The following is a 21,068-nucleotide window of genomic DNA, read 5'->3' as shown; positions in this document are numbered from 1 at the left end:
CTGCCGCAGTTCTGGTTGGCGAGTTCCGGCCGGGTCATCCACCGGGTCCAGAACTCGATGCCGTACCGGTCGACCGAGCGGATCGTGTTGTTCGTGATCCGTACGTCGTCGAAGTGCGTCGGGGTGGTGTTGCCGAGCACCTCGAAGAAGATACCCGCGCTGGCGTCGTCGTCCTTCCTGCCGCGGTCGCCGTTGACGTCGTGGACGTCCAGCCCCTCCAGGAGGTAGGAGTGCCCGGTGCCGAAGTCCTCCAGCACGATGTGGACTCCGCGCCGCTTCGCGGCCGTGGCGCCCGTGTTGGTGATCTCCAGGTTCTTGATCTGCCAGTACTGCTGGTTGTGCAGGAGGACGACGTCGGTCACCTTGCCCTCCCCCGCGAGCAGGGGCTTCGCGCCCTGCCCGTAGGCGTCGACGGTGACGGGCGCCGAGGCGCTGCCGCTGCCCTTCGGGGCGAGTTGCTGCCCGGTGCACCGGGTGCCGCGCTTGAGCAGGAGCGTGTCTCCGGCGCCGAACGTGTGGGCGTTCGCGGAGGCGAGGGCGTTCCACGGGGAGGCGGCCGAACCGTCGCCGTCGGCGGCTGCCGAACAGTCCACGTAGTGGGCACCGGTGGCGGCGGTGGCGGGGGAGGCGCCGAGCAGACCGGCGCCTGACGTCATCGCGGCCAGCGCGAGTAAGCCGGCGATCCGGCCCGGGAGCGATGTGCTGATCGACAAGGGTTGTCCTCTCGTCCAGGAGCGGAGCCGGCCGGGCCACGGCCGCCGGGACGACACCCTGGGGTGCTACCCGGCGCCTACGCCGTCCGGTCGGCCGGGGGCGGAACCACAGGGTTCCGAGGCCGCCGCGTAAGCCGTCACCGGCCCGGCGGCGGACCCCACACTGCCCGGGACCGCCGGGCGGTCCCCATGGAGGAACCGCCCCCGCGCTTGGACTTCTCTCCCCTCGGCCTCCCCGCGCGGGGCGCCCGGCTAGGCGGTCCGGCCGGAGCCGTCCGCCCCGGGCACCTCGCAGGAACCGTCCGCGTCACAGGCCGCGGCGCCGCCGCCTCCCACCGGGACGAGCCCGGTGACCTGGCGGTCCTTCCACGCCTGCTCCAGGGCCTGGCCGAACACCTCGGAGGGCTGGCCGCCGGAGATGCCGTAACGCCGGTCGAACACGAAGAACGGCACGGCGTCGGCACCCAGTTCGGACGCCTCGCGCTCGTCCGCCCGCACGTCGTCGGCGTACGCCGACGGGTCGGCCAGCACCGCGCGCGCCTCGTCGGCGTCCAGCCCCGCCTCCACGGCGACCTCGGCCAGTACGGCGTCGTCGAAGACGGAGCGCTCCTCGGCGAAGTTCGCCCGGTAGAGGAGGGTCAGCAGCTCGTCCTGGCGTCCGCGTGCCTTGGCCAGGTGCAGCAGCCGGTGCATGTCGAAGGTGTTGCCGTGGTCACGCCCCTCGGTGCGGTAGCCGAGCCCCTCGGCCCGGGCGTTCGCCGCGACGTTGGCCTCCATGCCCCGGGCCTCCTCGGGGGTGCGGCCGTACTTCTGCGCCAGCATGCCGACCACCTGCTCGGTGTCGCCCTTGGCGCGTCCGGGGTCGAGCTCGAAGGAGCGGTGGACCACCTCGACCTCGTCGCGGTGGGCGAAGGCGGCCAGGCCCTTCTCGAAGCGGGCCTTCCCGATGTAGCACCAGGGGCACCCATGGACCAACGGAGCAACACCGCTCTGACCTGGGGTTATACCGATTCTCTCGGTTTTCGCTTTACCGGCCGCCTCTCTGAACGCCGGTAGCGCGCGGCCCCTACGCCGGAGCGGTTCAACTTCGGCGAACGGATGACCATGGAACGGGAAGACCTCCCCGCGCTGCGTGCCCTCGGGTTCGAGGACAACGACCTGAAAGAACTTGGGCTCTGGATTCCGGCGGTAGGCGCACCCGCTGACTTGGCGGAAATGTATATCCGCCGCAGCAAGAAGAAGGATTCGCTAAGCGCTCTCCGTCTACAGGTCCGCCGCATGTGTGAGCACGCCGCACGCGAAGGTAAGACCATTCGGCACGTGTGGTTTGAACAGCGTTCCGCGTCCAAGTCCTACGTACGGCGCGAGGAGTTCGAGCAAGCTTGCGCCGCCATCACAGACGCTGGCCTTTCCGCGACGCTGTACGTGTACAAAACCTCTCGGCTCTCCCGGCGGGGCATGGGTCAAGTCGGCCTGTTGCTGGACACGTTCGAGGAACAAGGGGCCCGAATCTACGTCGTGGCCGAATCGATCGACTCCCAGCGACAGCGAATGATCCTTGCGATTCTTAGCGAGCAAGCGCGCGAACAAGTCTCAGACTTGGCCGACTTTGTGAAGCTGGGAATGGACGCCGGTAAGGCCGAGGGCAAGTGGACCGGTGGCGTAACACCGTTCGGTCTGCGCTCCGCTGGCGGAAAGCTGGAGCACGACCCCAAGGAATACCCGCTCGCTCGGCGCATTGCCGAATACCTGCTTGACCGAAAGACGCCAAATTGGATTGCCAACACACTGAATGGCGAAAGCCTGTCGACCCGCCACGGCAAGAAGTGGAGCGGCCCCGGAATCATCAGTCTTGCCCACGCTGTCACTTGGGCCGGTTTCGTCGCACAGCGGGAAAGGCAGCTTGACGCTAAGGGCAAGTGGAACGGCAAGTACCACCGGGGCGGTACGCCACTCATGGACAAAAACGGCCACCCCATCTCTTGCGGAGAGGGCGTGATCACGTTCGCGGAACACGTCAAGATCAAGTCCATTCTTGCCAGCCGGTCTCAGAAGGGAACCAGCATCGGTGACCGCACCCGAGGAAAGCGGGAAATCGTCGCCCTCCTTTCTGCCTCGCTGCGCTGCGGATTGTGTGCCGGACAGATGGCAAACGGCGGGGTCAACTACCGCTGTTACGCACGGCAGACCGAGGGGGAATCGTCGTGCAAGGGCGTGGCGACCGAACGCACCCGCATTGATTCAGCGGTAGAGATGCTGTGGATTAACCACGTACTCAGCCTCTCCCCCGAGTCGGACACCTTGCACGCCATCGCGAAAGAGTGGCTGTCGTACAAGGACCCCGAAAAAGAGGCTCGAAAGATCCAGGTAACCGCCGCCCTTGAATCAGCGGTAGGCCGAGAGATCGAACTCCGCAAGGAGCGGTTCCTACTCGGCCGCATGTCCGAGGCAGATTACGAGTATCTGTGGCGGGAGTTGAACGCACAGATCGACGCGCATAAGGCGGAGCTAGCCACGCTGTCCATAGAGGCGGACCTCTCCCCGCTCATGGACCCCGAGGCCGTGACGGCGCTCTGGAACGGTGCGGGCATCGGCGGACAGCGCGCGCTACTGAAAGCCGCACTGACGGAAAAGGGAATCGTTCTGGCAGCGCCGAGGTACCGGGGCGACCGAACACCAATCCTTGACCGGCTAACGGTCCACTGGCGGGACGAGAGCGACCCGGCCGCACTTGCTGCGATAGATGCGGGAGTTGAGTTCGTGGAGCGCACACGCCAGCACACGACCGCCTAGCCACAGGCAGCACACAACCAGGGGCCCCGTTCGGAGTGATCCGAACGGGGCCCTTCACTTTGCCCTCAGGAAGCCACAGGCGGCCGTCTGAGCGGCTTACAGACCACAGGTGGGGCCGAGCACCAGCACGCCCCCGAGAGGCCGCCAGAGAGGCGTACAGAGCCTTTGGGTGCAGCGGGAAGGAAAAGCGCCGTAACACAGCGAAGAGGGGGCGAGTGTGTCGAGTGCTGTTCCTGAGAACTGTTTTTGGTTGCTCCGTGGAAACTCCATAGGGGACCTACTTTCTCTATCAGAATCAACACTCAACACACTCCAGTAACAGTAACCCCAGGTCAGAGAGGGTTTCAGGGTGTGTCGATTCTCGTCGGTGGTGCCGATCCCCTCCCGCTGATATCCGCCGCCTTTCTCTTCACATAACGAAACGGTAACAGCGTTGTCGCCTATGTCCGTTCCGCCCCCGTGTGTGCTTTACCAACACTCTCTCTATGGGTAGAGCGCACACGCGCGATTCGTTGTCCTGGCGTCCCAGGGTTTCGCGCTAACCACCCCGGAACGTTACGGGGTGCCTCTCTCGATATCTCGCCCGTGCGCAACATCGCTCCCGGTCCTCTCTCCGCCGGTTGAGCGTGCGCACGTGTGGCGGGGCCCTCTCGGTTGGTTTCGGTCCGCCTCCCTCCGAGAGGGCCCTTTTATTTCCCCTTGAGTCACAGACCAGAAAGGGGGTCACTAAGTGACTGCCATTTCCGTCTCTCGTTCCCGCTGCCGCATCTGTGGCTCACGGTTCCTGGATATCCGGCACGGCGGCATTCCCTCCGAACACTGCTCCCAGGAGTGCAAGCGGGTTTCCACTCGCATCCGACAGCGCCGGTTCCGCGCGGGGGGTTCAACATGCACGTAATCACGATCCGCATTGACCGCGACGTTGCTATGTCGCTACTTGCCGACGACCCCGCCGCTTGGGCAATCGCCACGGCCTTTATCCGAGGGCAGGCAGCCGACGTGCTAGCCGGTCGCCCTACTCCCCTAGCTGAATTGCTCGCTGATCTCCGGAGGCTCACGCGTGACGACACCAATTGAGCCGGTACCCATGTGCACCGTTGACGACGTAGAGACGCGCATGGGCACGACCTATGCCGACGCTGAGCGGAGCATGATCAGCACGGGAATTCTCGATACCTCCGAGCTGATCGACCTTGAGGCAGCGTGGATCGACGGTATTCGTCCCGACCCGCTGCCCTATCTGTTCCGCATGATTTGCGCGACGGCCGTAATCCGCTGGTTCCGCAACCCCGAGGGCTACCGCTCCGAAATGGCCGGTGAGTATCAGTACCAGTACGGCGGGGCCGCAACTCTCGGCAAGCCAGCGCTCACCCGCGAGGAAAAGCAGCAGATCGCCCGGTACCTAGGACGTGGCGGCATCACCTCGGTCGCCGCTGGCGCTGATTTCGACCTATGCGAGCGAGCGCAGATCGTTCCCGCTTTCCGCCACCGTACCTATTGGGGTTAATCCATGAGTTTCCTAGACCCGCATTCCGCGCCCGAGGCTGATGCCGACATTGACCCGGCCTCTTTCGACGCCGAGGACACCGAGCTAGTCAGCCTGGCCGAACAGCTACGCACACAGCTTGAAGAGATCGACGGTAAGCGCGCCGATATCTCCAAGCGTCGCACCGAGGCAGGGCCGTCCCGCGCTCAGATTCGCACAGAGCTAATGGATTCTCTGCACCTATTTGATGATGAGGACGACCCTATGCCGGCCGGAATCAAGCGAATTCTTGATTCCCACGCCAAGGGTTGGCAGCGCAAGTACCGAGAGCTTGCCAAGGAAAACAAGCTTCCGCAGGCTTCCCAGCATGAGCAATTCGCGGGCACCGGATACACGTTCAACGGGGTAATGGGCCGTGACGTGATGAAGGAAGTTACCCAGGAGGTTGACGCATGGCTTTCCGACCGCGCTAACTCTCGCAACCGTAAGGGCGCGGGGGCCGGTGGACATGGCGGAGCGCTTGCCGAGCGCCTGTATGAGCAGACGCGAACGGGGCGTTACTGATGGATGTCTGGCTATCCCCTGACGCCCGGCTATCGCGGCCAGACGGCCCCGAGGGTACCGACTCGCCCACAATGGGCCCGGTCCTAGACACAATCCTCGGGAAGTACCGAGCGGCTTACCCCCGCCTAGTACGGGTGGAGCAGTACCTAAACGGCCAGCACGCACCGGCGTACATGCCCGAGGCGACAGCCGATGAGTTCCGCATGTTCCGGGAGCGGAGCATTAAGAACTTTCTCCCGCTGGCTGTGGATGCCGTCGCGTCGAATCTCTATGTTGACGGGCTCCGTGCGGCCGGTGGAGGCGACAACTTCCCCGCGTGGGAGTCCTGGGACCGGAACGGCCTAGTAGAGGCTCAGACGGCCGTACACCGCGATGCGCTGGCATTCGGTGAGGCTTACGTGCGCGTCCTCCCCGGTGCGAACGGCCCCGAGGTCGAACCCCTTTCCCCGCTGTCCGTCACGGCGCTATTCCAGCGGCCGAACGATCCTTTCCCCGTAGCCGCTGCTGTCCATGGGACAACGTTTGTCGGTGGTGAGCGTCGGGCATCCGTTGATCTGTACGACGACGAATTCGTGTTCCGTCTCGTCAGCAAGGAAGAGAGCGACACTCCCGACGCCTCCGATTTCGTCCTTGCAGAACAGCTACAGCACGGCCTTTCTCACTGCCCGATCATTCGTTTCCGCAACATGGCTTCTACGTCGCCTAACGTCCCCTCGCTCGGGGAGGTTGAGCCGCTGATTCCAATTCAGGACCGGCTCAACGACATTGAGCTATCCACGGCAATTGCCATTCAGTACGGCGCTCACCGTCAGAAGTGGGTGGCCGGTGTGGAACCACCCAAGGAAAACGAAGGTGTATGGGATTGGGTGAAGGGCGCTTTCCGTAAGCGCGCTATTCAGTTCTCCGCGTCGCGTCTGATCGTCTTCCCAGATAAGGACACAAAGACTGGCCAGTACGACGCAACGGATATCGGCCCGTATCTCGACGCCTACAACAACACGGTGAAGCATCTAGCCGCTATTGGTGCCCTCCCGCCGCATTACCTTTCCGGCGACATGATCAACCTTTCCGCCGAGGCTCTGGCGGCTGCTCAGGAATCGCTACAGCGCAAGGTTGATGACCGTAAGCGTGCCTTTGGTGGTGCATGGCAGCGCGTATTTCAGACGGTAGCTGAGCTAATGGGCGAGAACCTGCCCATTGATGCTGAGATCGTCTGGCGTGATACTGCTCCGCGCAGCTTCCCGGCAACCGTTGACGCTCTCGGCAAGATGGTTTCCGCAATGGGTGTTCCGCCCGAGGCTGCATGGCAGATGGTGCCCGGCATGACTCCGGCTCAGCTTGGCGAATGGCGCACGCTGGCCGATCAGTTGGACCCGGCAACCAAGATGGCTAACGCGCTGGCAAAGTCCGTGATTGAGCCGGTGGCCGCATGACGCAAGCGGATATCGACCGTGCGTCTCGGGCCTACTACAACGAACAGCTAGCCATTTCCGGCACGCTTATGCAGCGCGTCATGGAATGGTGGGCAACGCTCAGTTGGCGCGTTGTGGAATCCGACTCTGACGCACTGTGGCAGGAATACCGCGACATGGTGAACGATGCTCGGGGCCGGTCCCACTCGGCCGGACTCGACTATCACAACCGGGTGCGTGAGCTAGCAGACCTCCCCGGAACGTTCCGGGGTGGTCAGCGGGATACGGAGTCGGAAAACCGGCAAGCGGCGGCGTCATTCTTTGTTCACGCTGCGCCGGTTGCTCGGGAGATCAAGCGGGGTCGGTTGGATGACCCGGAATTCCTGGCAGAGCTAGACGACGTTATGTCTCGCGCTGGCACGAACCTTTCCCGTGACGCTGGCCGACTGACCGAGGATGGCGGGCGGGATGCTCTCGCAGACGCACGCGAGAACGACCCCGAGGTAATCGGCTATTACCGCAAGACGGACGCCGACCCTTGCGGATTCTGCGCGATGCTGGCCAGTCGTGGCGCTGCCTATACCGAGGGTCGGAATTCGTCCCGGTCCACTCGGTCATTCAAGGGTGACGACAGCCCGGATCAGTACCACCCTGATTGCCACTGTCAGACGCTCCCGCTGTTCCGTGGCGTTTCCCTTCCGCCCGAGGATGAGCGCAAGCGAACTGAATACCTCCGGCTCTGGAATAACACCCCAGGGTCAGGAGAGGAGCAGCGGCGCGTGTTCGTCCGCGCATTCAACGAGCAGCGAGAGCAGCGCAGCGAAGACAACGCAGCGTAACCGCTAGTCAATCGCGCTTCCGTGGAATCCAATGCGCCCCCTGGGGGAGGTCTCCTCTTGGGCCATCACCCGCACCGTAAACGTGTAGGCGGTGACTCTTTACGGGTTCAGGGGTCGCTCAGGTTAGCCCGTTCCCTTGGATTCCACGGAAAGGCCCGATATCCCGGCCGGCCGTTGGCTACTCAGTGTGCCCATTCTCCTTTCTCTGTCATTTCCCCTGGGGGTTCATCATGGGCACACACGGCCCTATTCCTAAGCGTTCCGACATGCGCCGTCGCGCTAACGAACCGAGTACGCCGATTACCCGTGCTCCCGCTGGCCAGCGAACAGGCACGCCCGAGGCCGACCCGAATTGGCACTCAATCGCTATCGAGTGGTTCGAGTCGCTATTTGAGTCGGGACAGTCGTTCTTCTATGAGCGCTCCGATATCGCGCAAGCCCGATACGTGGCCGAGGTGATGAGCCGGAACCTGAACCAGGGACAGCGCGTAAGCGGGCAACTGTTTGCTTCGGTTATCTCCGCCGCCTCGGAACTGCTCACGACCGAGGGTGCCCGCCGTCGCCTCGGGGTGGAGCTAACCAAGTCGGCATCGGCCGATATCGACTCGGGCCTAGACGACCTACTAAGCGCGTACCGGGACGATTGATGGAACCAGTACGCACAATTCCTGATGTTGTTCCGCCCGCTAACCGCACCCTCGGGGATCTCGCTATCCGCTGGTGCACGCAATACCTACGACAGCCGGACGGCCCGAACGCGGGTGGCCGCTGGAAGTTCACGCGAGAGCAAGCACGAACAGTTATGCGCTGGTACGAGATTGACGACGGCGGCGCATTCATCTACCGGCAAGGAACCGTGCGGCGAATCAAGGGTGCCGGTAAGGACCCGTTCGCTGCCGCGCTGTGTGCTTTCGAATTCGTCGGCCCGTGCCGTTTCGGCGGGTGGAATGAGGACGGTTCCCCGAGGGGAATTCCTCACCCTGCGGCATGGGTTCAGGTCGCCGCTACCTCCAAGGATCAGGCGCAGAACACAATGGCGCTTTTCCCCGGCATGTTCTCTAAGTCGGCCCTGGTCGCCTATGGAATCGATCTCGGCAAGGAGATCATTTACAGCGGAATGGCCGGGCGCATTGAAGCCGTCACCGCGTCGGCCCGTGCACTGGAAGGACGCCGCGCGACTTTTACCCTGATGAACGAAACTCAGCATTGGGTCAAGTCCAACGGCGGGCATGACATGGCAATGACTATCGCGGGAAACGTGGCCAAGTCCCGTGGTGGTGGTGCTCGCACTCTGGAGATCACGAATGCTCCGTTGCCCGGTGAGGACAGCGTGGCAGAGCGTACGTTTCACGCGTGGTCCAAGCTGAGTGATAAGGGACCGGATATCCCCCGTCAGGCTGGTACCTATTACGACTCTGTAGAGGCTCCGGCATCGGTGGAGCTAGGGAATCGGGAATCTCTCCGCGCTGGCATCATCGCCGCCCGAGGTGACGCCGATTGGCTAGACGTAGATTGGATCATTTCCACGATCTACAGCGGTACTTATCCCGCGTATCAGTCACGCCGAATGTTCCTGAACCAACTTGTGACGGATGAGGATTCCCTCATTTCGCCGGTTGCTTGGGATGCCCTCGCCGTCTCGGACACCATCCAAGAGGGCGACCGAATCACGCTCGGGTTCGATGGCGGAAAGACCGACGACGCAACAGCGCTTATGGCTATGCGAGTTAGCGACCGGCTGATTGAACCTCTCGGAATCTGGGAGCGTCCGGACGGCCCCTCGGGTGAGGGCTGGGAAGTTCCCCGCGATCAGGTGGAAGACGCCGTCCATCACGCGTTCGAGCGGTTCGACGTAGCGGCATTCTTCGCCGACCCCGTGCTATGGGAAGGGCACATTGCCCGCTGGTCCGAGGAGTACCGGGACCGATTCGCTGTACGGGCCTCTACCGGCTCCGCAGTGGCCCGCCGGATGGATGGCTCAGGCGGACAGCTACGCGAACTCACAGACGCCAATGCGCGCCTTGTGGCAGCAATCGAGAACGGCCACGTGCGGCACACCGGAAACCAGACGCTACGGCGTCACGTGATGAACGCTAAGCGCCGGATCAACCGATACGGCGTTAGCTTCACCAAGGAGAATCCCAACTCCCGCAAGAAGGTGGATGCTTACGCCGCACTGTTGCTCGCTGATCTCGCCCGCACGCGTCTGGCCGAGGCTGGAAAGCTGGAGGTTCCAAAGCGCGACGGCCGAATGTTCTTCGAGTGAGCGCCCCGGAACGTTACGGGGTGGTGTAACGCCCCTGATGGCTTCCCGCTGTCAGGGGCGTTTTTCGTTGCCTTAGAAAGAAAGGCGGGTATCCTCGCCGGCCGGGGGTGCTCACGGGCCGACTTCCCAGCAATACCAAGGGATTTCGACACCTTCGATTCTTAGGCCGCTTCGACCGCTCGCTGTAGCGCGTCCTTGTGTTCCCACGACCAAGGGGCGTCGCGCAGTTCCTCGGGCAGGCCAGCGAGACCGGTTCTCAAGTGGTCGGCCGCTTCGCTGTATCTGCCGAGTGCCAGCGTTGCCAGTCCCATATTTAGCCGGTTGAAACTCGGGGTGAGCCAATATGCGGTTGCCGGGGGCGGGAGTGCTGCGGCTTTGTCCATGAGCCTTTCCGCTTGCTCCACCGTGTGCAGCGCGCCGTCTGTGTCGCCCAACTCGGCAAGTCCGGCCGCCGCTTGTAGGTAGTCCCCGATCCGCTGTGCGGGGTGAGCGCCGGGTGTACTCGCCGCTGCACCGAACCAGCGGGCAATACCTTGGGGCCGTCCTTGCTGTCGGGCAATGTAGCCCTTGAAATTCAGCGCTTGCGCGGCAAGGGTCCCGTTCTCGGTTTCGTCGGCGAGTTCCACGGCGTCGTTCAATAGCCGTACCCCCTCAGGGTATTCGCTCGTTTGTGCGAATAGCCAACCGGCGAACTGGACCCATTCTGACGCTACGTCAGATAGACGGTCTCTATGCGGCCCGCGTGCTTCCTTGAGCATCCGCGTAACCTCCCGCATTTGCGCCATAGTCGCCGGAATCACGCTGCGGGGTGGCGCTGTGTCGTCTAGGCGGCGATAGGCGGCGAGAACGCCAGCGAGAGCGTCAACGGTTCCGGCGTCCAGTCGAGAGGGGTTGTCGGCGGTGCGGGCAACGCGTGCCGAGTCGTCCTCGCTGAGCAGTGTTCCGGCCAGCGCGCCACCGGCCCCAACGAGGGAATCCAGCGCATGAGCGAGGTTTTCCGACGGGCGCTGTTTGCCGTTCAGCACGCGCGAGAGGTACGACGGGTCATAGTGCATTTCCCGCGCTGCGGCTTTCATCGAATATCCGGCGTCGTGCAGTGCCCGGCGGGCAAGATCGGGGAAGTCGTCACGCATAGCGAACCTCGGGGGGTTGACCGGTATTGCTTCCAGAGTAGTCAACCCCGGTCAACTACCGCGTGATCGTTGCCAGTCGGGACGATGTGGGGATGACGGAGCCCACGAGGTACAGCACAGCGTCAGTCGAACTACCGCTAACCGGCGACCTGTTGGAGCCGACGCCTGTAGAGGGATGCGCCGGTTGCGTGGAACTGGCGAACGTCCGCGATCGTGCCCGAACGGGTGGCGACTGGACGACGGTTTCGGACTGCAACATCTACATGCGTCGGCACCCCGAGGGGCATTAGGTGACGACCGCCCCGGAGAGGCCGCGCACCAAAGCACCGGTCCGGCGACAGCGGAGACGCAAGGAAATACCGGCACCGCCCCGAGACGACCGGCCCAAGTCCTACTGCGGAACGTGCGCCGGACACCGCGCCATTTGGTGTGACGGGTGCTGTGGATTCGCCGGGTGCGTGCGGTGCAACTGGACGTACAAGCGCCCCTGCCCTACGTGCGTCGGCGGAGATGCGGAGCGCATCCAATGGTGAGCCGGTATGCCTGGCGTCTCGCTGGTCTCTCGCTGTGGGCGTTGCTCGGGTACGCCCTCGGGACGGCCCGCTAGGTTCCCGTCCCTCCCGTGACCGCGTCGGCGCGGGGCGGTGGGGGCGGGTTTCACGCATCTATGCAGGTCAGACGGGGTGCGCTAAGCTGTGGCTCTGTTGGTCCACGGGCAGGCGATGTCGCTCCAGATCTCGACGCGCATGACTCTTCTACTCTCCAGCTCTGCCGTACGGGCGGCGGAGGCACCCTCCGCCGCCCTCTCAACGTCCGGCCGGGGCGGCTGATTCCCGGGCCGGGCACCCTTCCCGGCCTGGCGGCAGGCCCCCTGACCGGCGCGTCGGCCGCGCGTGGCGGGCGGCGGGGTGTGCGGGCCGTGTCCGGGCCGCACACCCCTCGTTCCGGACGGGCCGGAGCCTGCCCGGGCCCGCTCCCGAGGTCACCGAGGCGACGACGGGCCAGGCGGGCTCCGCCGTGTGCGCGTACGGCGGGGTGCTGGAGGAGCCCGGTCCGCGAGATCTCGTAAGAGGTGGACCGGGGTCCGCCGTCAGCTGCCGTCGCGGAGGTCGGCCGGGCCGCCGGGCCGGTAGGAGATGTGGTCGAACGAGACGTCGCAGCCCTCCCCCGTCGGCGACTGGACGAGGAAGCCGGCCCAGGCCGCCGCCCGCTCCCGCGCCGTACCGAGGGTGAAGACGCGGACGAAGGTCCACTTCTCGCCGTCGGCCGAGGTGTGGAAGGCGAACGCGTCGCCGGTGCGGCTGAGCCGCAGCCAGCAGCTGTCACCGTCCACCACGGAGGAGTTGACGTCGTCCGACTGGCCCCGGGTGACGACCGTGCAGACCGTGGGCCGGTCCGGGGAGAGCTCCAGGCAGAGCTTCGCCCACTCCCGCTCCCCCACGTGCAGGTAGAGCACGCCCGCGTCGAAGGCGGCCTCGAAGCCCACCGTCACCCGGGCGGTGAGACGGAAGTCGCCCTGCGGCACGGCGCCCAGCAGGCGCGGTGCGTCCGAGGCCGATTCGAGGGTGTCACCGCCCGGCGGTACGAAGCGGTCCTGCCGCGCTCCCGCCCGGCCCCTCAGTACGCCGTCCGTATACGCCCATCCGCCGTTCGGCCCGAACTCCTCAAGCTCGAAGGGGAGTTCAGGCAGCTGGGGGCTCACTTCAGCCGCCCGTCGACCCGGCGCGGCAGGCCCAGCGGGTTGTCCTCGCGCAGTTCCGGTGGCAGCAGGGCCTCCGGGGTCGACTGGTAGCTGACGGGGCGCAGCCACCGCTCGACGGCCGTGGCACCGACGGAGGTGGAGGTGGAGGTGGTCGCGGGGTACGGGCCGCCGTGGTGCTGGGCGGGCGCGACCGCCACTCCGGTGGGCCAGCCGTTGACGAGGACCCGGCCGGCCAGCGGGGTGAGCTCCCGCAGGAGGCCGGCGGCGGCGCCGTCGGCCTCCTGCGTGGCGATCTGGAGGGTGGCGGTGAGGTTGCCGGGGAGCCGGGAGAGTACGGCGGTGACCTCGTCCTGCGAGTCGTAGCGGGCCACGACGGTGACCGGGCCGAAGCACTCCTCCAGCAGGGCGTCGTGCGGTCCGGTCTCGGCCAGCCGCCGCGCGGGGACGGTGAGGAAGCCGGCGGACACGGTGTGTTCGCCGCCCGCGCCGGGGGTGACGGGCGTGTCCACGTCGGGCAGTGCGGCACGCTCGGCGACCCCCGCGACGAAGGCGTCGCGCATCCGGTGGTCGAGCATGACCCCGGAGCCGGTACCGCTGACGCTCTCGGTCAGGGACTTCAGCAGCCGGTCGCCCGCCTCGCCGGACGGGGCGAGGACGAAGCCGGGCTTGGTGCAGAACTGCCCGGACCCCATGGTCATGGAGGAGCCCAGCCCCGCACCGATCTGCTCGCCGCGCTCGGCCGCGGCGGCCTCGGTGACGACGACCGGGTTGAGGGAGCCGAGCTCGCCGTGGAAGGGGATCGGCACCGGGCGGGCCGCCGCCGCATCGAAAAGGGCCCGGCCGCCGCGGACCGAACCGGTGAACCCGGCCGCGCTGACGAGCGGGTGCTTCACCAGCTCGACACCGGCGTCGAAGCCGTGCAGCACGCTCACGACGTCCTCGGGCAGACCGTGCTGTACGGCGGCCCGGCGCAGCAGCGAGGCGCAGAGTTCGGAGGTGGCGGGGTGGTCGGGGTGCGCCTTGACGACGACGGGGCAGCCGGCGGCGAGCGCGCTGGCGGTGTCCCCGCCGGGCACCGAGAAGGCGAGCGGGAAGTTGCTGGCGGCGTAGACGGCGACGACGCCCAGCGGGATCTTGATGCGGCGCAGGTCCGGCCAGGGAGGGGTCCTGCTGCCGTCCTCGTGGTCGATGTGGATGTCGAGGTAGGCACCCTCCTCGACGACCTCCGCGAAGGCGCGCAACTGCGCGGCCGTACGGGCGAGTTCGCCGGTGAGGCGGGCCGGGCCCAGGGCGGTCTCCGCGTCCGCGGCCTCGACGACGTGCTCCTCGGCCCCGGCGAGCAGTCCGGCCGCGGTACGCAGGAACGCGGCGCGCACGGTGCGGTCGGCCAGGGCGTCGCGGGAGGCGTGCGCGGCCCGGACCGCGCGGTCGACCTCCTCCGCTGTAGCCTCCACCGCAACCTGCTCGCGCGGGTTCCCGGTTCGGGGGTCGACACTCCAGACTGGTGCTGCTGCCACCGTGTTTCCTTCCGGTCCACTGCCACACATTCAGGAGTTGTTCGGTATTCTGAACAGCGTTCCTGATCGTGAATACACGGGGACTCTATTTGCGGGCGTTCCGTGTTGGCAAGGAGTCGCGGCGTCGTGCAGGCCGTACAGCGCCGCTGTCCGGCCGGGTCGTACAAGCAGAGGCGGAAGGGGCACAGGACGATGGCGGTTGCCGAGGCCGGTGGGACACAGGTCAAGTCAGCGGTACGGACGGTGGAGCTCCTCGAATACTTCGCGGGGCGCCCCGGCATGCACTCGCTGGCCGCCGTGCAGGAGGCCGTCGGCTACCCGAAGTCCAGCCTCTACATGCTGCTGCGCACCCTGGTGGAGCTCGGCTGGGTGGAGACCGACGCCACGGGCACCCGGTACGGGATCGGGGTGCGGGCGCTGCTCGTCGGCACCTCCTACATCGACGGTGACGAGGTCGTCGCCGCCGCCCGCCCCACCCTGGACCGGCTCTCCGACGACACCACGGAGACCATCCACCTGGCCCGGCTGGACGGGACGAACGTGGTGTACCTGGCCACCCGGCAGTCCCAGCACTACCTGCGCCCCTTCACCCGGGTCGGCCGCCGGCTCCCCGCGCACTCCACCTCGCTCGGCAAGGCGCTGCTGGCCACCCACAGCGACGAGCAGGTCCGCGCGATGCTGCCCGAGACGCTGCCCGCGCTGACGGAGCACACCATCACCGACCGCGAGAAGCTGATCGAGGAGCTGCGCGTCGTCCGCGAGCAGGGGTACGCGGTGGACCGCGAGGAGAACACGCTCGGTCTGCGCTGCTTCGGTGTCGCCGTCCCCTACCGCACCCCGGCGCGCGACGCGATCAGCTGCTCGGTCCCGGTCGCCCGGTTCACGCCCGCGCACGAGCAGACGGTCAAGGACGCCCTGTTCGACGCGCGCGACCGGCTCACCCTCGCGACCCGGAGGCTCTGACCCGTGCACGTGGTCCTGCGCGAGGTGCGGGACGGCGACCTGCCCCTCCTCTTCGCGTTCATGAGCGACCCGGCCGCGACCCGGATGGCGGCCTTCACCAGCGCCGAGCCGGCGAACCGGGCGATGTTCGACGCCCACTGGCAGCGCATCCGGGCCTCGGACACCGTCGTCATACGCACGGTGCTCGCCGACGGCGTGGTGGTGGGGACGGCCGGCGTGTACGGTCCGCCGGCCGAGCGGGAGGTCACGTACTGGATCGACCGGGCGCACTGGGGCCGGGGCCTGGCGACCGCCGCGCTGCGCGCGCTGCTGGAGTCCGTGCCGGAGCGCCCGCTGCTCGCCCGGGCCGCGGCCGACAACGCGGGGTCGGTGCGGGTCCTCCAGAAGTGCGGGTTCACGGTGACCGGCAGGGACCGGGGGTACGCCGAGGCGCGGGGCGAGGAGACCGACGAGCTGCTGTTCCGGCTGGACGCCCGGCCGTAGGCACGGGGCGTCACCGTCCGGAGATATCGGGGCCGGAACGTGAGAAACCGGTGAGAAGGGGCACGAACGGGAACGCCCCCGCCTCCCCCGTTCGTCCCACACGGGGATGAACAAGACGATCAGGCGCGCCTCCGTCTTCTGCCTGCTGATGGTCCTCGCCCTGCTGGTGCGGGCGACCTGGGTGCAGGGGTACGAGGCACGGGCGCTCGCGGACGACGAACACAACCGGCGGCACACCATCGCGCAGTACGCGCAGCCGCTGGGCGACATCATCGTGGCCGGTTCGCCGGTCACCGGTTCGAAGGAGGCACAGGGCGGCGACCTGCGGTACGAGCGCACCTACAGCCAGGGCGAGCTGTACGCGGCCGTCACCGGCTACAGCTCCCAGGCGTACGGGGCCACCCAGCTGGAGGGCATCTACAGCGACGTGCTCGACGGTACGGACGACCGGCTGGGCAGCCCCGCAGACCTCCTGACCGGCAGGCAGGCCGACCCGGGCGCCGTGGTGACGACCATCGACCCGGACGTCCAGAAGGCGGCCTCCGACGCGCTCGGCGACGACCGGGGCGCGGCGGTCGCGATGGACCCGGTCAGCGGCCGGATCCTGGGCATGGTCTCGTCCCCGTCGTACGACCCGTCCACGATCAGCGGGACGACGGACGGTGACGCCTGGCAGAAGCTGCTGGACGCGAAGGACAAACCGCTGGTCAACCGCTGTCTCTTATACACATCCGGGTTCGACGTTCAAGCTGGTGGTGGCGTCGGCGGCGCTGGAGAACGGCCTGTACGACTCGGTCGACACGCCGACGGACAGCCCCGACCCCTACACCCTGCCGGGCACGACCACGGTCCTGTCCAACGAGAGCCCCTCGGCCCCCTGCGAGAACGCCACCCTGCGCACGGCGCTCCAGTACTCCTGCAACAACGTCTTCGCCAAGGCCGCGGCGGATCTCGGCCAGGACAAGGTGAAGGAGATGGCGGACGCGTTCGGCTTCGACACGGAGGAGCTGGACGTCCCGGTGCGGGCCTCGGAGAGCGTCTACCCCACCGGCATGGACGAGGCGCAGACCGCGCTGACGGGCATCGGCCAGTTCGAGGTGACCGCGACGCCGATGCAGATGGCGATGGTCTCGGCGGCCCTCGCCGACGGCGGCGAGCTGGCGGCCCCGCACATGGTCTCGAAGGTGACGGACTCCGGCGGCACGGCCCTGCAGACGTACGAGGACGGCGACACCGAGCGCGTCGTCTCCGAGTCGACCGCAAAGCAGCTGCGCAGCGCGATGGTCACGGTCGTGGAGGAGGGCACCGGCACCAACGCCCGGATCGACGGCGCCGAGGTCGGCGGCAAGACGGGCACCGCGCAGAACGGCGTGGACAACAGCAACACCCCGTACGCGTGGTTCACCTCGTACGCGAAGGACGACTCCACCGGCAAGCAGGTGGCGGTGGCCGTGGTCGTGGAGGACTCGGGCGCGGCCCGCTCCGAGGTCAGCGGCAACGGGCTGGCGGCCCCGATCGCCCAGAAGATGATGGCGGCGGCACTGGGCCGGTGACCGGCGGGCGGGGGCACGCGTACGGGCGCCAGTCGCCCAGCCAGGCGGCCGGGGTGTGCGCGTGTGCCTCCGAGGCCCTGAGCTGGGGGCGCTCGGCGGGGACGGTGACGCGGGCGCCGGGTCCGGTGTTGCGGTGTTCGGCGAAGCGCTGGTCCTGCCAGGGGTGGCCGGCGGACATGGTGGCGTACGGGGTGACGGCGTCGATGCCCGCGCCGAGGTGGGTGTCGCGGACGGTCAGCATCGGGTGCGCGGTGAGGTCGGAGGACGGCACCCAGGGGCGGGCCAGCTTGTAGAAGGCGTCGGGGGCGGTGCTGGTGATCCGGGAGCGCAGGACCAGGAAGCCGTGCGGGTTCTCCCCCGCGGTGCTGGGCGCGAAGACGAAGCCGTACGGGGCCGAGTCCAGGTCGGCGCGGGTCAGGGTGCGGAAGTGGCAGCGGTCCCAGACCGCGGTGGCACGGCCGAAGACGAAGTCCACGTCGCCCTCCACATAGCAGTCGCGGTAGTACTGCCGGGCGAACGCGGTCGGCGAGAGGGAGTCGGCGTACAGGGTGTCCTGGTGGCCGAGGAAGCGGCAGCCGTGGAACGCCGAACGGTCGCCCTGGACCTTGATCGCGACGGCCTGGGTGCCGGTGTACTCGGGGTTGTCGGAGCGCAGCCAGTCGTTGGCGAAGGTCAGGTCACGGGCGGTGAACCCGGCCGCCCGGACGGTGACCGTGGCCGAGCCGCTGGTGCCCAGGGTGCCGGAACCGTCGGGCCTGGGGGTGCCGGCCGCGTCGTCGTGGACGAGGACGGTGTCGCGGGCGTCGCCGCTCGCGCCGATCAGGGTGATCCCGGCCCGGTCGGCGGACACCGAGAGGGTGCCGCGGTAGGTGCCGGGGGCGATCACGAGGGTGCGTCCGGCGCCGGTGGCGGCGTCCACCGCGGAGCGTACGTCGGTGTGGTCGCCCCTGCCGTGCGGATCGACGTACAGCGTGCCGGCGTCGAGGCGGCGGGCCGGTGAGCCGTAGCGGCCGAAGGGGCCCGGACGTGCGGGCCGGGCCTGGGCGGCGGGTACGCCGACGGCGAAGGCGGCGCCCGCACCCGCGAGCAGGGAGAGAGCGCTGCGTCTGCTGGTCATGGCGGTGCTCCTTGCGGGGGGAGAAGGAGGGTGAGGGGAGAAGGGGGCCGGAGCGGCGCTTTCCGGGGTGGTGGAAGGCGTGCGGTGCCGCTCCGGCCGGTCCAGGGGGGCGGGTCAGCCGATCAGCGTGCGGCCCGCGCCGGCCTTGAGGGCGACGACCAGGGGGACGACGAGGGGGTGGTCGATCCTGGTGCGCAGCTTCGGCTTCCAGCCGGCGCCCTCGGTGAGGTGCTCGGCGGGCACGCCCGCGTTGTGCACGGCGATCAGGTCGGTCCTGCGGCCGTTGACGTAGTTGTCCCCGGCGGTGAGGGAGGACTCGGACCACTTCTTGAGGATGGTGGCCTTGTCGACACCGGAGGCGAGGGTGAAGGCGTTGTGCTCGGCGACGAGTCGGGACTCGGCGCCGATGCCGTACGAGTAGCCGTAGGCGCTGCCCTTGGTGGAGACGAAGTGGTTGTTGTACGAGTCGACCTGGCCGAAGCGGACGCGGGGCGCGCGCTCGTTGACGTCCTTGAAGAGGTTGTGGTGCAGGGTCACGCGGAGCTTGCCCCGGTCGTCGGCCCCGGCGCCGTCGCTGTTGCCGATGAGCATCGTCTTGTCGTGGTTCTTGAGGACGTTGTAGGAGACGGTGACCAGGTCGGCGCCGCGCACGATGTCGAAGAGCCCGTCGTGCTGCTGGAACAGCTCGTCGAAGTAGCGGGGCTGGTCGGCGTCGGGGCGGTCGCCGTCGCTGAAGGTGTTGTGGTCGACCCAGACGTGGTCGGAGCCGTAGACGACGAGGTTGTCGTACTCGGAGTTCCAGTGGCCGGTGTCGCCGTCGGTCGGGTCCCACTGGGGGAAGCAGTCGTAGGTGTCCTCGAACGAGATGTTCCGGATGATGACGTTGGAGACGTTCTTCACCTGGAGGCTGGCACCGACGACCGTCGCGTCCTTGCCGGCACCGATCAACGTGGTGTTGGAGGGGACCTTGACGTTGACCGCGGCCGCCTGGAGCTTCGCGGAGGCCGCCCGGGCGTCCTCCAGCGGGCCGGAGGGGACCTCGTCCATGCCCCACACGTCCGGGTCGTAGGCGGCGAGGTACTTCTCCAGGGTGTAGCCGTCCTGCTGGTACTCCTCGCAGCCGATCGGGGTGCCCTGGGCGTCGGCGTTGCCGTGGATGGTGCCGGCGATCCGGACGATCTTGGGGGCGTCCCCCGCCTCCGCGAAGGCGGCGATCAGCTCGGCCCGGTTGGTGACGGTGTACACGTGGTCCGGGGTGGCGTCGGCACCGCCGGTGGTGGAGCCCTCGGCAGAGGCCCAGCCGTCACCCGCCGGCAGGACGGCACGCTCGACGCCCTTGCCGGGGGCGGGGCGGGAGGCGGCCTGGGCGGGGACGCTCACGGCGAGGGCGAGTGAGGCGGCGCCCAGCACCACGGCGGTGGCGCGGAGGTGACGCATACGTGCGGGCATGACGGATCCTTAACTGTCGTACGGAGGGATGGGTGAGGGGGAAGCGGTACACGGGGGTGCGCGCCCACGTACGCGGCGGCGGGACGCGGCGCGTGGCGGCGGCCGGACGCGGTGCGGGGGTGCGGGGTGCCGAGGGTGCGGCGGGCGCGGGTCAGGCCGGCTGCGGCCAGGTGATCCGGCTCTCGGGGACGTGCGCGTCGAGGCCGCGGACGTCGCGCGGGGCGAGCACCCGCGCCTCCAGCAGCGCACGGGCGGTCATCCGGGCCACCGCGACGGCGCCGGCGGGCCGGAAGTGGGTGTTGTCCTGCCGGCCGTCGGGGTAGTTCGGCGACGCGCCGGGCTCCAGCCAGTTGAAGAGGAGTTCGGTCCCGTCGGGGCCGAGCTCCTGCCAGCGGGCGAGGGACAGCGCCTGGACGTCGAGGACCGGGACGCCCTCCTCGGCGGCCAGGGCCCGCATCGCCGCCGGGTACTCCCCGTGGGTGGGCCGGGCGGTGCCGTCGTCGGCGAACCTGCGGCGTTCCACCGGGGTGATCAGGACCGGCCGCGCCCGCCGTTCGCGGGCGCCCTTCAGGTACAGCCGCAGGTACTCCTGGTAGGTGGTCCAGGGGTCGGTGCCGCGGGCCGGGTCCTCGGTCTTCTCGTCGTTGTGGCCGAACTGGACCAGGACGAGGTCGCCGGGGCGGACTCCGTCCAGGAGCGCGGTGAGCCGGCCCTCGTCGACGAAGCTGCGGGAACTGCGGCCGTTCACCGCGTGGTTGGCGACGGCGAGGTGCTCACCGAGGAAGAACGGCAGGGCCATGCCCCAGCCGGTCTCGGGTGCGGCGTCGGCGTACTTCTGGGCGGCGGTCGAGTCGCCGGCGAGGTGCAGCGTGCGGGCCCGGTGCCCGCCTCCGCCCCCGCCCGGGCCGCCCCGGGCGAAGGCGGGTGCGGCGGCGAGGGCGAGGGGCAGCGCGAGGAACGCGGCTGCCGTCTGTCTGCGCGTCAGTGACACAGGGGGACTGCCTCTCTCGAAATCTCTCGGAATTTCTGGAGGTCGTGCAGTACGGACGTGCCCAGGGAGAGGGAGGGGGACCGGCGG

17 protein-coding genes and 2 pseudogenes are annotated in these 21,068 nt (G+C 67.7%); 11 read left to right on the top strand and 8 right to left on the bottom strand.

Annotation, left to right across the window (positions count from 1 at the left end; all coding sequences use genetic code 11):
- Both IH13_RS0107165 and IH13_RS0107160 read right to left on the bottom strand, forming a co-directional pair.
- Window positions 1–713, bottom strand: a pseudogene (locus tag IH13_RS0107165) (hypothetical protein); the annotation flags it as partial.
- 252 nt (window positions 714–965) lie between these two features.
- On the bottom strand, window positions 966–1,688 hold the full coding sequence (locus tag IH13_RS0107160) for a DsbA family oxidoreductase (RefSeq protein WP_031082056.1): 723 nt from the start codon (window positions 1,686–1,688) through the stop codon (window positions 966–968).
- Window positions 1,689–1,811: 123 nt separating this feature from the next.
- Here IH13_RS0107160 and IH13_RS0107155 point away from each other — a divergent pair, with 123 nt between their 5' ends.
- From IH13_RS0107155 to IH13_RS0107130, 7 genes are all read left to right on the top strand, one after another.
- Window positions 1,812–3,506: a recombinase family protein gene (locus tag IH13_RS0107155; protein WP_031082054.1), complete on the top strand. Its 1,695-nt coding sequence runs from the start codon at window positions 1,812–1,814 to the stop codon at window positions 3,504–3,506.
- 1,117 nt (window positions 3,507–4,623) lie between these two features.
- On the top strand, window positions 4,624–5,013 hold the full coding sequence (locus tag IH13_RS0107150) for a hypothetical protein (protein ID WP_158791078.1): 390 nt from the start codon (window positions 4,624–4,626) through the stop codon (window positions 5,011–5,013).
- Window positions 5,014–5,016: 3 nt separating this feature from the next.
- Complete coding sequence (locus IH13_RS0107145; RefSeq protein WP_031082050.1) at window positions 5,017–5,556, top strand: hypothetical protein; 540 nt, start codon at window positions 5,017–5,019, stop codon at window positions 5,554–5,556.
- Entirely contained in the window at window positions 5,556–6,989 is a 1,434-nt protein-coding gene (locus IH13_RS0107140; protein ID WP_082317532.1) for a phage portal protein, read from the top strand. The genes IH13_RS0107145 and IH13_RS0107140 overlap by 1 nt, the downstream gene beginning before the upstream one ends.
- The gene (locus IH13_RS43355) at window positions 6,986–7,807 is read left to right on the top strand and encodes a VG15 protein (RefSeq protein WP_158791074.1); all 822 of its coding nucleotides are present in this window, start codon (window positions 6,986–6,988) and stop codon (window positions 7,805–7,807) included. Before IH13_RS0107140 ends, IH13_RS43355 begins: the two co-directional genes overlap by 4 nt.
- Window positions 7,808–8,073: 266 nt before the next feature.
- On the top strand, window positions 8,074–8,454 hold the full coding sequence (locus tag IH13_RS44425; RefSeq protein WP_234433235.1) for a phage terminase small subunit: 381 nt from the start codon (window positions 8,074–8,076) through the stop codon (window positions 8,452–8,454).
- Window positions 8,455–8,609: 155 nt separating this feature from the next.
- Window positions 8,610–10,073, top strand: a complete 1,464-nt coding sequence (locus IH13_RS0107130) for a phage terminase family protein (RefSeq protein ID WP_234433234.1) — start codon at window positions 8,610–8,612, stop codon at window positions 10,071–10,073.
- A 161-nt stretch (window positions 10,074–10,234) separates the two neighbouring features.
- On the opposite strand, the gene IH13_RS40535 is transcribed toward IH13_RS0107130, so the two are convergent.
- Complete coding sequence (locus IH13_RS40535; protein WP_082317531.1) at window positions 10,235–11,206, bottom strand: helix-turn-helix domain-containing protein; 972 nt, start codon at window positions 11,204–11,206, stop codon at window positions 10,235–10,237.
- A gap of 92 nt (window positions 11,207–11,298) precedes the next feature.
- Between IH13_RS40535 and IH13_RS44420 the strand changes: the two genes are divergently transcribed.
- On the top strand, window positions 11,299–11,496 hold the full coding sequence (locus IH13_RS44420; RefSeq protein WP_082317534.1) for a hypothetical protein: 198 nt from the start codon (window positions 11,299–11,301) through the stop codon (window positions 11,494–11,496).
- 800 nt (window positions 11,497–12,296) lie between these two features.
- On the opposite strand, the gene IH13_RS0107125 is transcribed toward IH13_RS44420, so the two are convergent.
- Window positions 12,297–12,908: a DUF1349 domain-containing protein gene (locus IH13_RS0107125; protein ID WP_031082042.1), complete on the bottom strand. Its 612-nt coding sequence runs from the start codon at window positions 12,906–12,908 to the stop codon at window positions 12,297–12,299.
- Window positions 12,905–14,425, bottom strand: a complete 1,521-nt coding sequence (locus tag IH13_RS0107120) for an aldehyde dehydrogenase (NADP(+)) (RefSeq protein ID WP_082317530.1) — start codon at window positions 14,423–14,425, stop codon at window positions 12,905–12,907. Before IH13_RS0107120 ends, IH13_RS0107125 begins: the two co-directional genes overlap by 4 nt.
- Window positions 14,426–14,617: 192 nt before the next feature.
- Here IH13_RS0107120 and IH13_RS0107115 point away from each other — a divergent pair, with 192 nt between their 5' ends.
- The 3 genes and pseudogenes from IH13_RS0107115 (at window position 14,618) to IH13_RS36900 (ending at window position 17,424) form a co-directional block, all read left to right on the top strand.
- Complete coding sequence (locus IH13_RS0107115; protein ID WP_031082038.1) at window positions 14,618–15,388, top strand: IclR family transcriptional regulator; 771 nt, start codon at window positions 14,618–14,620, stop codon at window positions 15,386–15,388.
- Window positions 15,389–15,391: 3 nt separating this feature from the next.
- On the top strand, window positions 15,392–15,871 hold the full coding sequence (locus tag IH13_RS0107110; protein WP_031082036.1) for a GNAT family N-acetyltransferase: 480 nt from the start codon (window positions 15,392–15,394) through the stop codon (window positions 15,869–15,871).
- Window positions 15,872–15,977: 106 nt separating this feature from the next.
- Window positions 15,978–17,424, top strand: a pseudogene (locus tag IH13_RS36900) (peptidoglycan D,D-transpeptidase FtsI family protein).
- Here IH13_RS36900 and IH13_RS0107100 read toward each other — a convergent pair.
- From IH13_RS0107100 to IH13_RS0107090, 3 genes are all read right to left on the bottom strand, one after another.
- Window positions 17,360–18,541 (bottom strand): pectinesterase family protein, encoded by a 1,182-nt coding sequence (locus tag IH13_RS0107100; protein ID WP_082317529.1) that lies wholly within the window; start codon window positions 18,539–18,541, stop codon window positions 17,360–17,362. The pseudogene IH13_RS36900 and the gene IH13_RS0107100 sit on opposite strands and share 65 nt — an antisense overlap.
- 114 nt (window positions 18,542–18,655) lie before the next feature.
- Complete coding sequence (locus IH13_RS0107095; RefSeq protein WP_031082033.1) at window positions 18,656–19,990, bottom strand: pectate lyase family protein; 1,335 nt, start codon at window positions 19,988–19,990, stop codon at window positions 18,656–18,658.
- Between the two features lie 151 nt (window positions 19,991–20,141).
- Entirely contained in the window at window positions 20,142–20,981 is an 840-nt protein-coding gene (locus IH13_RS0107090) for a rhamnogalacturonan acetylesterase (RefSeq protein WP_031082022.1), read from the bottom strand.
- Between the last annotated feature and the right edge of the window lie 87 nt (window positions 20,982–21,068).

It is taken from the genome of Streptomyces sp. NRRL WC-3549 (genome assembly GCF_000721935.1).
In the GTDB taxonomy this organism is placed as follows: domain Bacteria; phylum Actinomycetota; class Actinomycetes; order Streptomycetales; family Streptomycetaceae; genus Streptomyces.
The sequence above is the reverse complement of the archived record's forward strand: the minus strand, read 5'-3'. Positions and strand labels throughout refer to the sequence as shown.